Raw genomic sequence first — 13,409 nt, forward strand, 5'->3', positions numbered from 1 at the left:
CTGTGACCTGGTCACAGGCGAGTCAACGAGCACAATGAAGGGACCACCGACGCGACGCGCCGGTGGTCCCATAACTGGCAATCCAGGTGGTCCCATCCTCGTGGCAAAAATCAGCTCACGGTGGTCCCTTGACGCTGGCAGATGACACTTAGGGACTATCCAACACTGCGCTGAAATACGGGGCGTACTGAACCCGCGGAGACTGCTTGAGCGCCTACACCGTCGCTGCACCCCCACCGACCGATTTCTTCGGCGTGCAACGGTCGGCGTCACCGACAGTGTTGCCCCACTGCAGTGCGCCACACGGGCGCGTTCAAGGGAGCTCGTACCCTCTCGGACTTAGCACGAGAAGGTCGAAGCCACGACTCGACGCTCGCGCCGCACGATCCGAGCCAACCAGCGACTCCCCCCAGGCTGTGCTGCGCGAACCTCATCAGTGTTGTGCAGCCGAGTTGCGTTCAAGACATCGATCCCTGCAGCGAATTTTCCGATGACTCTCACGAGTACAGAGGGGCGATAACAGGCCGATAATCGGCCTTCTCACAAGTTCCTGTGGACAATAAGCCACAAGGAAAACTAACATCAGTAGGCAAAAATAGCCTTTGACCAGCCAATATAGAGTGGAGCTAAGGGGAATCGAACCCCTGACCTTCTCGATGCGAACGAGACGCGCTACCAACTGCGCTATAGCCCCTTCGTTGCCCTCGCGAGCAACTTGAACAGGTTAACACTGGCCCGTTATTGACCTACAACCCGACGGTAGGAAGGCTCTTCTTGCATCGGCTGAGCAGGGACGTACTGCGGCAGATGGTCGAAGATCGGGTCTTCGTCGTCGATCTCCAGGACCACAGCTCCGGGGCGACGCAGGCGGGCCGGGATGTCGGCGCGGGGGTCGACTTCCGGATGTGCGCGACGCTCTTCTTCCTCACGGCGTGCGCGGGCGAGGCGACGCATCCGCTGCTGGAAGATCCGCTGCTCGTTGCGTACTGCTCGGCGCAGGAAGAACATGTAGCCGATCAACCCGATAACCAGGACTGCGGTGGCAGCCCAACCGACGGCACCGAGCAACACCCCCGCTCCGATGCTGACGAGCGTGAGCACACCCAGCATGGCCATCACACGCTGACGGAACCGGTAGCGCTTGTCGCTTCGTTCGCGTTCGGCCTCGGGATCGAAGCCGCCACGACGGGCTCGGCGAGCCGAATTGTCTTCGGCCGCTTCCTCGTCGGTCACCTCATCGTCGGCGCCGTCCTCGTCGAGGTCGTCGTATTCGGCGTCGTCCTCGTAGTCTTCGTCGTCGAGGTCGTCGTATTCGGCGTCGTCCTCGTCGAGGTCGTCTTCGTACTCGGCACCTTCGAGGTCGCTGTCATCGAGTTCAGCGTCCTCGGTGTCTTCGTCGAGTTCGGCTTCGAGATCGTCGTCGGTCTCGTCGACCGCTTCGTCCTCGTCCTCGTCGGACTCGGAGTCTTCGAGATCGTTGTGGACAACATCAGCGTCTGCCTCGTTGTCATCCTGCGCCTCGATGTCGGAATCGGTCTCGGCCTCGATCTCGTCCGAGTCGTCGACGTCATCGATTGCGGAGTCTGCTTCGACTGCAACCTTTTTCATCACGGGAGTCTTGACGGGCTCGGGTGCGTCCGCGGTATCGGCGTCGACAACATCGCCGTCGACATCGTCGACATCGGCTTCCTTGACCGCCGTTGCGGTTCCACCCTTGGCGGCGACCTTGCGGTACTCGCGTACCGGAGGTTCCCAGTCGGCGTCGTGCGGGTGTCGACCCGAGGCCATGCGCCGTTTGGTCTTGGCAATGTTCCGGCCGCCGCGGTGGAGCACCCGCGTCGACAACGCTGTGTCACTGGTCTTGCGCACGGTCGGCCGCGACTTCACGACCATCGGCACCAAGACGAAAAGCCAGATCGCCACCAGACACACCCACAACAGCGAATTCGGCATGGGCAGCTCCTTTCCTTCGGCAACCTCGCTCGACCGTCCAGCCGAGTGCACGTTTGTCACACCCGTAACAGACGCTCCACGTCAGGTTATTGCCACAGCCCGTTCCAGCAGTGCAGACGCGCCGACAATCCGGCGATTTGTCGACCCGCACACAGTGCACGGTCCATACCGCCGGCGGTAAATCGGTTCGACCACCGCGCCTCGCCCGCTAGGCTCGGCAGCGACCGGACCGACCATGGGCGGAGCGAATGCCAAAACTTGTGTACTACATCGGAATTTCGATCGACGGCTACATCGCCGGGCCCGACGACGAGGTGGACTTCTATCCGATATCCGACGACTACATGCAGTGGATGCTGGACGAATTCGGCGACGCTCTCCCAGGCCATATTCGTGCGCAGGCCGGGATCGCGGATGCACCACTGACCAAGTTCGACAGCATCATCATGGGGCGCCGCACCTACGATCCGGCGTTGGCCGAGAACATCACCAGCCCATACCCGCACCTCGACCAATATGTGGTGTCCCGGGACTTGCGCGTCGACGATCCGGCGATCACCGTGATCCGGAACCATCCCTCCGACGCCGTCGACATGCTGAAGCTCGAACACTCCGACCTCGACATCTACCTCGCCGGCGGTGGAAGCCTCGCCGGCAGCCTGCTTCCGCAGATTGATCGACTGGTCGTCAAGACCTACCCCGTGGTTGCCGGCGCCGGGCGGCCCGCGTTCGACACGAATTTCAACCCCACCAGATTCACATTCGAGGATGTCCGCACCTTCTCGGGCGGCAACGTCGTGTCGACGTACAGCCAGGAAACAATCAACTCTCTCGGCTGACCCCGATTCCGTCCCAACCGAACTCAGAGAGTTGCGCGGCCGGCTCGCACCAGCCGCTCGACTGCGGTACCGAGCATTTCCTCGACGGTCAACGCCAAGAGCAGGTGGTCCCGCCATTCGCCGTTGACGTCCATGTACCGCTCGAGCAGACCTTCGTCGCGGAATCCCACCTTGTGGAGCACCGACAACGACGCGGCGTTCTCCGGCTGAACGGTCGCTTCGAGTCGATGAAGGCCCACCACGCCGAAGCAGTGGTCGACACCGAGAGCCAGTGCGCCGGTGGCGACACCGCGACCGGTCACCGCCGCGTCGACCCAGTAGCCGATCCACGCATTGCGGAGAGCACCGCGCTGGATGTTGCCGACGGTGAGCTGTCCGCAGTATTCGCCGTCGAGTTCGATGACCATCGGCAGCATGTTCCCGGCTTTCGCCTCCGCACGGAGAACGGAGTGCAATCCGGGCCAGGCCGCTGGATTGTGCCGGGCCGACCACAATCCCGAACCTGTCGGTTCCCACGGCATCAGCGAGTTCTGGTTCTCGATCCGCAGCCGGCTCCACACGCGGGCGTCCCGTAGCCGAACGGCCCGAACCGTGAGGGTGCCACCTTCGACACCGATTGGCCCCAACTTCGCCGGCCACCCCCGCCGAGACGTGTCTCCCCTGTTCCAGGCGCGCACAGTTGCAGTCTTACCCGCGCTGCGCCAGGAACGCCACATCAACCTCGTCGCCGGGCCGCAACTCCACATCCTCGGGTTCGATGATGACCAGGCAGTTGGCCTCGGCCAGGCCGGCGAGCAGATGTGAGCCGCCGTCGGGGGCCGAGATCACCTGTGCGAGGTACTCCCCGGTCTGCTCGTCGCGCATCAGCTGTCCGCGGAGATATCCGCGACGGCCTTCGACCGACGTGATCGCACCGACGGTCCGCGCCCGCACCACTCGGCGCATCGGCTGGCGTTTGCCCATCGCGATCCGGATCAGCGGGCGAACCATCACCTCGAAGGCAACCAGTGCGCTGACCGGATTCGACGGCAGCAAGAACGTCGGCACCTCGTCACGGCCGAGCTGGCCGAAACCCTGCACCGACGCCGGGTACATCGCGATCCGGGCGATCTCGAGGTCTCCGAGTTCGGCCAGGGCTTCTTTGATCGATTCGGACGCGGCCCCGCCGACGGGACCGGTGATCACCACGATCTCGGACCGAATCAGTTGTCCTTCAACAATTTCGCGTAATTGTGTCGGTTCCTTGTCGGCGATACCGACGCGGTTCACGTCGGCACCGGCGTCGCGCGCAGCGGCCGCGATCGCATAACTGTTGACGTCGTAGACCTGCCCACCGCCCGCCGTGCGATCGATGTCGATCAACTCGCCACCCACCGAGATCACCGACAACCGCGGCCGCGGATGCACCAGGACCCGCTCGCATCCGACGGCGGCGAGCAGACCCACCTGGGCCGGGCCGATGATCGTCCCCGCGCGCACCGCGACGTCACCGGGCTGCACATCGGCGCCCTCGTGACGCACGTACTGTCCGCTGCGCACGGCATGTCCGACGCGCACCTTCGGCAGACCACCATCGGTCCAGCGACGCGGGACCACGGCGTCCGCCAGCGTCGGAAGCGGCGCACCGGTTTCCACCCGGACCGCCTGCCGCGGTTGCAGCCGGGTCGGGGTGCGTGAGCCGGCCTTGAGTTCACCGACCACCGGAAGGACCACGATCACGTGGTCCCCCGGCGACTCGGAATCGTCGCCGGCGATGCTGCCCGCGTCGGCCACATCGACACTGCGCACGGCGTAGCCATCGATGGCCGACTGATCAAAGCCGGGTAGCGGCCGATCTGCCGTCACGTCCTCGGCACACAGCAAACCCTGGGATTCGGAGATCGCCACCCGTACCGGCCGAGGCGCCACTGCTGCAGCGGTCACCCGACTCAGCTGATCCTCCACCGATCGCACCGATCATCTCCTCTCACCCGCGATCAGACCGCGTTGCCCGGTATGGCACGGGAAGTCTGCGCACACGTAGGACTTGACGTTAGCGGGTTTGCGCGGCCGAGTCGGTTCACGGACCCGGCAGTTCGGCACGTTCTGACGAAAGTCTCAGAAGCCGAGACGCTGGATCAGCCACTCCCGCAGTTCGGGACCGTAGTCGTCGCGGTCGAGCGCAAGATCCACCGACGCCTTCAGGTAGCCGCCCGGGTTCCCGAGGTCGTGGCGGGTTCCGCGGTGCACCACCACATGGACCGGGTGACCCTCGTCGATCAGCAACGCGATCGCGTCGGTGAGCTGTAGTTCGCCGCCCGCACCCGGTTTGATGCGACGCAGCGCACCGAAGATCGCGCGGTCGAGGATGTACCGGCCGGCTGCCGCGTAGTTCGACGGTGCGTCTTCGGCTTTGGGCTTCTCGACCATGCCCTTGAGCTTCATGACGTTCGGGTTCACGGCGTCGGGAAGTTCTTCGACGTCGAAGACGCCATAGGCGCTGATCTTGTCGGTGGGGACCTCGATGGCGCACAGCACGGTGCCACCACGCTTCGCGCGGGTGCGGGCCATCACTTCGAGCACACCCGAGGGCATGACGAGGTCGTCGGGCAGCAGCACTGCCACGGCGTCTTCGTCGTCGTCGAGTTGAGCCTCGACGCAGCCGACCGCGTGACCGAGTCCGAGCGGCTTCTCCTGGATCACCGAGGCGACCTCGAGCAGCGACGGCGCGTTGCGGACCTTCGCCAGCATGGTGTCCTTACCGCGCGACTCCAGTGTGTGTTCGAGGACGAGGTCCTCGACGAAGTGGGCCACCACGCCGTCTTTGCCGGGCGAGGTGATGATCAGCAGGCGTTCGGCTCCGGCCGCCTTGGCTTCTTCGGCCACCAGCTCGATACCCGGTGTATCGACAACCGGGAGAAGCTCTTTCGGGACCGTTTTGGTCGCGGGCAGAAAACGTGTCCCCAAACCGGCGGCTGGGACTATTGCAGTCCTCGGAATAGGGGGTGTTCCCGGTACCGATTCGTATTCGATCTCGTCCGTCGGACTCATCTGCGCATCAATCATTTTCCACCCTACGTTTGCTCTATTCCGGCATACACAGATAAACCTAACGGCAGACCGCTCCGCACGAGAGGCTTGCACCATCAAAAATATGAAGATTGCTTTGCGAAAGCACTTACAGAGCGTTCGCATAAATATGTCACCGCAGGTAAAAGCCGCCGCGGACGCCAGGCTTGTGACATGGATCGCTCGCGTGGGAATCGACGACCAGCCGGCCATCGGGCTCGAAGCCACGATCGCCGCCTATGTCCCGATCGGTTCCGAACCCGGTTCGGTCGCGATGCTCGACGCCCTGCGTGATCATAAGCACCGGGTGCTGCTCCCGGTTGTCGGACCCGGCGATCCGTCGCCATTGAACTGGTCGAGCTACAACGGTCCCGAGTCGCTGACGACCGGCCGATTCGGCCTACTCGAACCCACCGGAGCGCTCCAGCCGAGCGCGGTGATCAACACCGCCAGCCTGATCTTGGTCCCTGCTCTCGCAGTCGATCGCAGGGGCACCCGGCTAGGGCGGGGTGCGGGCTACTACGACCGATCGATCCATGCGGTGGACACAAACCGCCTGGTGGCCGTGGTCTACGACCATGAGATCCTCGACGAGGTCCCCGGTGATGACCTGGACGTGGCGATGGGGTGGAGCCTGACCCCGTCTGGCGGGTTTCGCCGCCTGGGAACAACTTGACCTTGGCACTCGTTAGCCTAGAGTGCCAACTGCGCTGTAGAATCCACAACGTTCTCGGCTAAACACTTCCGGAGGTCCTCGGTGCCCACCTATTCGTACGCCTGCACACAGTGCGACAACCGCTTCGACATCGTGCAGTCGTTCAGCGACAACTCGCTGACCGAGTGCCCACAATGTGCCGGTAAGCTGCGCAAACTGTTCAACAGTGTCGGGATCGTCTTCAAGGGCAGCGGTTTCTACCGCAACGACAGCCGGTCGACGTCGACCAGCAGCGAAGCGAGCTCGGGCAGCGACTCCTCGAGCAAGAAGGAATCGACCTCGTCGTCATCGTCGAGCGATTCGAGCAGCAGCTCGTCGAGCAGCTCCTCCACATCGAGCACGCCGGCCGCAACAGCCTCCTGACGGACGGTTGTCCACAATTTCAGCGCCTGCCCACAGTTCGATCGGGCAGGCGCTTTGGTTGTCGGATCCCGTCGCCCCGGTGACCTAGCGTTCGGCCATGCCCGACCGCAACCCACTGACTCCCACCGCTCTCGACCGCCTGAGCCACGCCCTGCGCCCCGGCTGGACCCGATCCCTCCTGATCAGGCGTACCTGTGCGGTCGCCCTCCTGGTCGTCGCGGTGGTCGCAGCCCTCACCTCCCACCGCGATGACGAACTGCAGCCGGTTGTGGTCGCCGCCCGCGACGTGGCACCCGGCGTCCGCCTGACCTTCGACGACCTCGAACTTCGCGAGGTGGACGCGGCAGCGATCCCACCCGGCGCGATCACCGACCCCTCGCTCCTGGTAGACCAGACAGTCACCGGACCCGTCCATCCGGGTGAGATGTTCACCGACACCCGCGTCCTGTCGAGCCGGCTACCCGCCGCATTGCTGGGCCGCGACGACGCGCGCCTGGTCCCGGTCACGTTGTCCGATTCATCCGTGGTGGATCTGCTGCGTGAAGGCGACGTGGTGGACGTCCTCAGTGTCGACGAGCCGGACAGCGGTGAAGCGTCTTCGACATCAACGGTTTTGGCGAAGAACGCGGTGGTGGCGCTGGTCTACGCTCCCGGCAGCACCTCACCTGGACGGGACGCGCGCCCGGTGATCCTGGCCCTGCCCGAGCGCGACGCGCACCGTGTGGCCGGCGCGACGCTCGCCGCGCCGATCACCGTGGTCTTTCACTGAAAACGCATGTTCCATCCACCATCGAGGTCGATAGATGGTTAAGATCGGAAAATGTTCCCAAGCATACATGCGTTTTCCCAGATGGGAAGGACCACAACATGTTAAAGGGTTTTAAAGACTTCCTCATGCGAGGAAACGTCGTCGACCTGGCCGTTGCCGTTGTCGTTGGTGCGGCATTCACCGCAATCGTGACCGCGTTCAGCTCCAACATCATCCAACCTCTCATCAATTCTCTGGGCGGAACCGATGCGGCGGAGGGTCTCGGATTCACCATTCGGGAAGGCAACCCCGAAACATTTGTGGATATCGGCGGATTGATAACCGCAATAATCAATTTCGTAATCATCGCAGCAATTGTCTATTTCGTGATCGTGATGCCGTACGAAAAACTCAAGGCATTTGCAGCGAGGGACGGAGACGACGCGGTCGCTTTGTCCGAATCCGAGTTGCTCACCGAGATCCGCGACATCCTGCAAGGCAAAGACCCGGTGGAGGAGAAAGCGAAAATCGCGGCGGCGAAGAACGATCATTCCGACAAGGACGAGGCCTTCATCGAACGGGCCAACGAAGGTCCGCCGCCCGGTCCCCCATCAGGACCCCAGCCGGCGGCCGGCGGGCCCGGTGCACCCGGCCATCCCGGCGCCTCCGCCGCAGGAACCCAGAAGTTCTCCGCGCAGCCCGAGCAACAGTCCGGGCCCCCGCCGTCGTACCAGCAGGGTCCCCCGCCCGGTTATCAGCCACCCACAGGCCCACCGCCACACAATGATCCGCTGAGCGGCCCCCTGCCGGGCTACGGACAGCCCGCGGGTCCGCCGCCCGGGTACAACCCGAACCAGCCCCCACAGCGCCCAGGAGGGCCTCCCCAGTACGGTCCACCCGACTACGGGTCCCAGGGCCCCGGTTACCGCCCCGACCCGCTGACCGGACCTCCCCCCGGCTACCGACCGCCCCCGGACCGCCCCGAAGACGGTCCCGGACGTCATAGCCAGTAGTCCGAACAACGCCCAGACAAACAGAACACCGCCCGCACAGCTTCACTTGTGCGGGCGGTGTTTTTTACGCACCTCTACTGATCGGCGAATCAAGCAAAAGTCAAGACGCCATATCAGCGTCGCCGGTGCGGCGAACCATGTCTGCGTTCACATTCACGTGCGAACCCCCGACCTTCAAACCGTCCGTCCACGTTCAGTATTCGCCAACGGAACCCGGCCAACGGAACCCGAAGGACGCGGGGCTGCAATTCACATCACTGCGCCGGATCTGTTTTGACGGGAACGACAAAAGCCGGGACACCTCACGGCGTCCCGGCTTTTGTTGTAGTTCAGTTATTGCGAAGGCGTGCTATCAGCCGATGCTGAACGGCGAACCGTACAGGGTCACGATGCCGGTGGTCGATTCGGTCTCGACGGTCACCTTCACGTAGGCCTTGGCCTCGGCGAAGCCGGCGCAGCCGTGGACTGCGAAGGTTTCCTGGCTGTAGGCGATACCACCGGTTGCACCCTCGAAGTCGATGCCGCTGTTGTTGCCATCTTCATCGGTGAAGAAGGCGACGTACGTTGCTTCACCCGGAGACAGCTCGAAGCCGCCCTCAACACCTGCGCCAGGCGTGGTATCGAATTCGCCACCCGGAGTTGCCGGAGGAGCGACCTCGACGCCACCGGCTGCTCCGGCGCTCGCACCGAAGTTGAGCTGGCAACCAACGATGTAGCCGGCTTCGATGCTGCCGCCTTCGGCACCACCGGTGACGTTGACGGCGATCTTGCCGTTGAGCCACACGTTGCGGCTGGTCGGGATGGCCGACATCGCGGGCGAGATGGTCGAGCTCTCACCGAACAGGCTCACGGTCACCTGGGTGCCGTCGTCGAGCGTCTGAACGGTCTTGCCACCGGGCAGCGGGCCGGCAGCAGCAGCACCGGTTCCCATGGCGGCGAGCGCCACAGCGGACACGCCGGCGATTCCGGCGGCCGCCGCGAGGCGGCGCGAGATTGTGTTCTTCATGATTCCCCTTACGGAAATATCAATCTGCTTGCGGCAGATAAAAGTGTTTCAAGACTTGGGCGGGATATCTGCCGACGATCAGTTCAGGCTGAACGGCTGGCCATAGAGGGTCGACTTCACAACGAAGTCGCCGGTGGTGACCACGGTCGAGAAGGCGCGAGCCTGGGCGTAGCCGCCGCACTGCTGCACGTCGATGCCCTGGTTCTGGTACTGGATCGACGCGTCGTTACCGTCGAAGTCCTTGCTGCCAAGCGACACGAACACAGCCTGGCCGGGGCTCAGCGGGACCGAGATCGATCCGGCAAGACCGGCGGTGCCCGAGAGGAGGTCCAGGCTGCCGCCCAGGCCACCCGAGAAGCCGGTGATGTCGATCTGGCAGCCGACGATGTAGCCGGTGGTCAACGTGCCGGCTGAGCCGCCCGAGTAGACCTTGACCTTGCCGTTGACCTCGGCGGCGCGGCCTGCACCGTTGTTGGCCAGGGACGGAACCGGGTACGCGCTCTCACCGGTGCGCTCGATCTTGACGACGGTGCCATCGATGCCCTCGGTGACCTTGCTGCCCGAAGCGAGCGGACCTGCGGCAGCGTTTCCGGCTCCCATGCTGGCCAGGCCGATGGCGGCAACCGCGGTAATGGCTCCAGCGCCGACAACGCGGCGTAGACCGAACATGCTGAACTTGCTCATTCGTTCCCTCTCACAGGATTGCTGTGTAATCCAAACTCAACCAAATCGTGAGCCTGAAGTGACCTGATGGCTGGTCGGAATCTTCCACCGGGCGAGTTAACGGGCTGCAAGCCCGATGTGTCCCTGAGGTAAATACCGCCCGAGCGTCTCAGTCCTTCCACGAGCACCCTCGGGGGCGGCTCGCGGGACACTTCCAGCCCCCGCACTGGTACTGGATGTATCGAGCGGAACGTTAGTGCGCTGGCGGGACGCAAGCAAGAGTTAGCAGTAAGTGTGTCCTAAAAGCCAAAATCCGCTGCACTGCAGCGGACCTTGGTGATGCTGAATGAAATTCAGTTAACGGGCGGTGAACTCGCTGGACCTGGCTGTGATGAAAAAGCTATTCACTCGTGATGTGGCGGACGATTGGCAAGAAACCACTCGTCCGACTGCATATCGACACCCCTGTGACCTTCATCACACGCGCGTAACGATCGCTCATCACTGGTCGTTTCCGGCATGTCATCGCCAAAGATCTTGTCGAGCTCCGCGCGCGACAACTTGCGTTTGCCGCTTGCCGACTTCTCCTCCACGTTTGCCGACTTCTCCTCCACGTCCACCCGATTCAGAACTCGGAGATCGACGCGATGAGGTGCTTCGCCATGGGGGTGATGGTGGCCATCCCGTCACGCACCGCGGCCCGCGAATTCGCGAGGTTCACAACAATCGTCTGACCCGAGATCCCGGCCAGGCCCCGTGACAGACCCGCATCCATCGCTCCGGCCGCCAACCCCGAGCTCCGCAATGCCTCTTCGATGCCCGGCAGTTTCCGGTCGAGGAGATCTTCGGTCGCCTCGGGTGCCACATCGCGTCCACCGACACCGACGCCGCCGACGGAGATGACCAAGTCGACGCCGCCGATCACGGCAGTGTTGAGTGCGTTTCGGATCTCGACCTCGTCGGACTCGACAGCCACCACCGCATCGACGTGAAAACCTGCCTCCTCGAGCAACTCACTCACCAGGGGCCCGATCAGAGTGTGATCATCGCCGTGCGCGACCCGGTCGTCGACGATGACCACCAGCGCCCGTCCCAGATCCTCGTCGGCCAAGTTCAACGACCTCATCTGAATTCCTTCCGCCTCGATCTCCCCAGCCTGGGCGGCGAGTCGTGCGGCTGCGGCATCTGCCGCAACCACATCGGCCTCACCGATTCCCAGCTCGGAGATGTCACTACCTCCGAAAGGAACTCTATCGGTCGGAATGACCGACACTGCTTGCAGTCGTCCTACGTCTGCAGTGTCAGTAGATTTCTGATCGCTGATCGTCGGGTCTGGGATTCTCACGTTGCTATCGGCCTCCGGTATCCAGGGTGTCGAGGGTGACCTCAACAGTTTTGCTTTGTCCGTTCACCTCGTAGGTGACCTTGACCTTGTCGCCTGGTGCGTGCGAGCGAATCGCCGCGATGAGCGCATCACCCGAGGCGATCACCCGATCGTTGACCGCGGTGACCAGTGCCCCGTTCGGGATGCCGGCATCGGCCGCGGCGCCACCGGGCTGGACTTCGCTGATCAGGGCACCTGGCTGGTCTGCGGCCGGTGCACCCGAACGGACGGACACACCAAGACCTGCCTGCGTGGCCTTGCCGGTTTGTTCGAGCTCGTCCGCGATACGCATCGCCTGGTTCACCGGAATCGCGAACCCGAGCCCGATGCTGCCGCCCGTCTCACCTTCCGAGAGACTCGCGATGGCCGAGTTGACGCCGATCAGGGCACCATTGGCGTTCACCAGTGCACCACCCGAGTTACCCGGGTTGATGGCTGCGTCGGTCTGGATCGCATCCATCACCGATGCCTGCCCACTCTCTTCGCCCTGTGTCGACACCGGACGGTTGAGCGCGCTGATGATTCCGGTGGTCACCGTGCCGTCCAGGCCCAGCGGCGCACCGATCGCGATCACTTCCTGGCCGACGGCCAGATTGTCCGACGTACCGACCTGAATCGGGGTGAGTCCGGACTTGTCAACCTTGATGACCGCGATGTCGGAGATCGGGTCGGCACCGACGATCGTCGCGTCGGCGGTGCTGCCGTCGCTGAAGACCACGATCACCTGGGGGTTGGAGCCGGCACCGGCGACCACGTGGTTGTTGGTCATGATCGTGCCGTCTTCGGTGAGCACCACACCGGAACCCGAGCCCGAAGCCTGGCTTCCGATGACCTTGATGGACACCACCGACGGGAGCACCTTTTGTGCCACTTCCTGGGTAGAGCCTTCGGGAGCCGACACCGGTTGCGAGGTATCGCGGTCGCCGCCGAGAACGTCACTGCTGCTGGATGAGCCGGACGCATTGTCCGAGATATTCGCGCCCACAACACCACCCACGCCGCCGGCCACCAGCGCCACCACTACTGCGGCCGCGGCGAGGCCGGCCTTGAATCCACCCGACCGTCCGCCGGATTTCGTTGCGGGCGCCGCTCCGGTGGCCGCGGGGTATGACTGCGGCCCGGTCGCGTAAGGCGCTCCGGGAGCGGCGAATTGGCCTGTCGGATTGCTACCCGCCGGGGTCGTTCCGTAGCCGGCGTACGGCGCCTGCTGCCCATGGGACGCGGGCTGCGCGTACGGATCCGGCTGCGCGCCATACGGATTGCCACCCTGGCCGGCTGGGCGTCCGTACGCGGCCTGGCCCAGGTTGGCGGTCGGCTCACCGGAGGTGGGCTGCTGCGCCGATCGGGGATCGAACGACGTGGTGGGGCCGTAGGGATTATCGACGCCGGGCGCCCGTCCCGCCGGACCACCGAAGTTCGGTTGATTCGAGAATCCTTCACCCTCAGGGGTGTTGGATCCGCGTTCGTTCTCGTTGTTGCCGCCCATGTCCTCCGCTTGCTTTCTGCCAGGCGCACCGCTGCGCTCCGATGCCGACCAAACCCGGCACTGCTACATACCTTGCTACTTCGGCCTGAGATGTGGCTGAGACAGCGCTGTAGGTTTGCCCCTCAATTGTCCCACCGGTTTCCGAAGTGGCGTCACAGATCAATCCCTCGAATGACGGCAGCGTCCTACGC

At 63.8% G+C, this 13,409-nt stretch carries 14 protein-coding genes and 1 tRNA gene; 5 read left to right on the plus strand and 10 right to left on the minus strand.

All coding sequences use genetic code 11. From position 1 onward, the window contains the following. Window positions 1–621: 621 nt before the first annotated feature. Together VIQ49_RS05110 and glpR are read right to left on the minus strand one after the other, a co-directional pair. Window positions 622–694: transfer RNA gene (locus VIQ49_RS05110), tRNA-Ala, on the minus strand. A 44-nt stretch (window positions 695–738) separates the two neighbouring features. Beyond that, window positions 739–1,953, minus strand: a complete 1,215-nt coding sequence (glpR, locus tag VIQ49_RS05115) for a gephyrin-like molybdotransferase receptor GlpR (RefSeq protein ID WP_331881569.1) — start codon at window positions 1,951–1,953, stop codon at window positions 739–741. Window positions 1,954–2,201: 248 nt separating this feature from the next. Here glpR and VIQ49_RS05120 point away from each other — a divergent pair, with 248 nt between their 5' ends. Beyond that, window positions 2,202–2,792, plus strand: coding sequence for a dihydrofolate reductase family protein (locus VIQ49_RS05120; RefSeq protein WP_331881571.1), 591 nt, complete (start codon window positions 2,202–2,204; stop codon window positions 2,790–2,792). Window positions 2,793–2,815: 23 nt separating this feature from the next. Here the strand turns inward: VIQ49_RS05120 and VIQ49_RS05125 are convergent, their stop codons facing one another. From VIQ49_RS05125 to VIQ49_RS05135, 3 genes are all read right to left on the minus strand, one after another. After that, on the minus strand, window positions 2,816–3,418 hold the full coding sequence (locus VIQ49_RS05125) for a GNAT family protein (protein WP_331881573.1): 603 nt from the start codon (window positions 3,416–3,418) through the stop codon (window positions 2,816–2,818). 61 nt (window positions 3,419–3,479) lie between these two features. Next, complete coding sequence (gene glp, locus VIQ49_RS05130; protein WP_331881576.1) at window positions 3,480–4,745, minus strand: gephyrin-like molybdotransferase Glp; 1,266 nt, start codon at window positions 4,743–4,745, stop codon at window positions 3,480–3,482. 144 nt (window positions 4,746–4,889) lie between these two features. Beyond that, window positions 4,890–5,837: a UTP--glucose-1-phosphate uridylyltransferase gene (locus tag VIQ49_RS05135; RefSeq protein WP_331881578.1), complete on the minus strand. Its 948-nt coding sequence runs from the start codon at window positions 5,835–5,837 to the stop codon at window positions 4,890–4,892. An 88-nt stretch (window positions 5,838–5,925) separates the two neighbouring features. On the opposite strand from VIQ49_RS05135, the gene VIQ49_RS05140 reads away from it, so the two are divergent. From VIQ49_RS05140 to mscL, 4 genes are all read left to right on the plus strand, one after another. Then, window positions 5,926–6,516: a 5-formyltetrahydrofolate cyclo-ligase gene (locus VIQ49_RS05140; protein WP_331881579.1), complete on the plus strand. Its 591-nt coding sequence runs from the start codon at window positions 5,926–5,928 to the stop codon at window positions 6,514–6,516. Between the two features lie 81 nt (window positions 6,517–6,597). Next, the gene (locus tag VIQ49_RS05145; RefSeq protein ID WP_331881582.1) at window positions 6,598–6,918 is read left to right on the plus strand and encodes an FmdB family zinc ribbon protein; all 321 of its coding nucleotides are present in this window, start codon (window positions 6,598–6,600) and stop codon (window positions 6,916–6,918) included. 97 nt (window positions 6,919–7,015) lie between these two features. Beyond that, a complete protein-coding gene (locus VIQ49_RS05150; RefSeq protein WP_331881585.1) occupies window positions 7,016–7,687 on the plus strand; it encodes an SAF domain-containing protein in 672 nt (223 codons plus the stop codon). A 98-nt stretch (window positions 7,688–7,785) separates the two neighbouring features. Next, window positions 7,786–8,679, plus strand: a complete 894-nt coding sequence (mscL, locus tag VIQ49_RS05155) for a large conductance mechanosensitive channel protein MscL (RefSeq protein WP_331881588.1) — start codon at window positions 7,786–7,788, stop codon at window positions 8,677–8,679. Window positions 8,680–9,031: 352 nt separating this feature from the next. Here mscL and VIQ49_RS05160 read toward each other — a convergent pair whose 3' ends face one another. The 5 genes from VIQ49_RS05160 to VIQ49_RS05180 form a co-directional block, all read right to left on the minus strand. Continuing rightward, on the minus strand, window positions 9,032–9,685 hold the full coding sequence (locus VIQ49_RS05160; protein ID WP_331881591.1) for an MspA family porin: 654 nt from the start codon (window positions 9,683–9,685) through the stop codon (window positions 9,032–9,034). A gap of 78 nt (window positions 9,686–9,763) precedes the next feature. Continuing rightward, on the minus strand, window positions 9,764–10,369 hold the full coding sequence (locus VIQ49_RS05165) for an MspA family porin (protein ID WP_331881592.1): 606 nt from the start codon (window positions 10,367–10,369) through the stop codon (window positions 9,764–9,766). Between the two features lie 383 nt (window positions 10,370–10,752). Next, window positions 10,753–10,962, minus strand: a complete 210-nt coding sequence (locus tag VIQ49_RS05170) for a hypothetical protein (RefSeq protein ID WP_331881593.1) — start codon at window positions 10,960–10,962, stop codon at window positions 10,753–10,755. An 11-nt stretch (window positions 10,963–10,973) separates the two neighbouring features. Next, window positions 10,974–11,621: a MogA/MoaB family molybdenum cofactor biosynthesis protein gene (locus tag VIQ49_RS05175; RefSeq protein ID WP_331881594.1), complete on the minus strand. Its 648-nt coding sequence runs from the start codon at window positions 11,619–11,621 to the stop codon at window positions 10,974–10,976. 76 nt (window positions 11,622–11,697) lie between these two features. Further along, on the minus strand, window positions 11,698–13,218 hold the full coding sequence (locus VIQ49_RS05180) for a S1C family serine protease (RefSeq protein WP_331881595.1): 1,521 nt from the start codon (window positions 13,216–13,218) through the stop codon (window positions 11,698–11,700). Window positions 13,219–13,409 lie beyond the last annotated feature (191 nt).

The sequence above is a fragment of the Williamsia sp. genome (genome assembly GCF_036566845.1).
In the GTDB taxonomy this organism is placed as follows: Bacteria; Actinomycetota; Actinomycetes; order Mycobacteriales; family Mycobacteriaceae; genus Williamsia.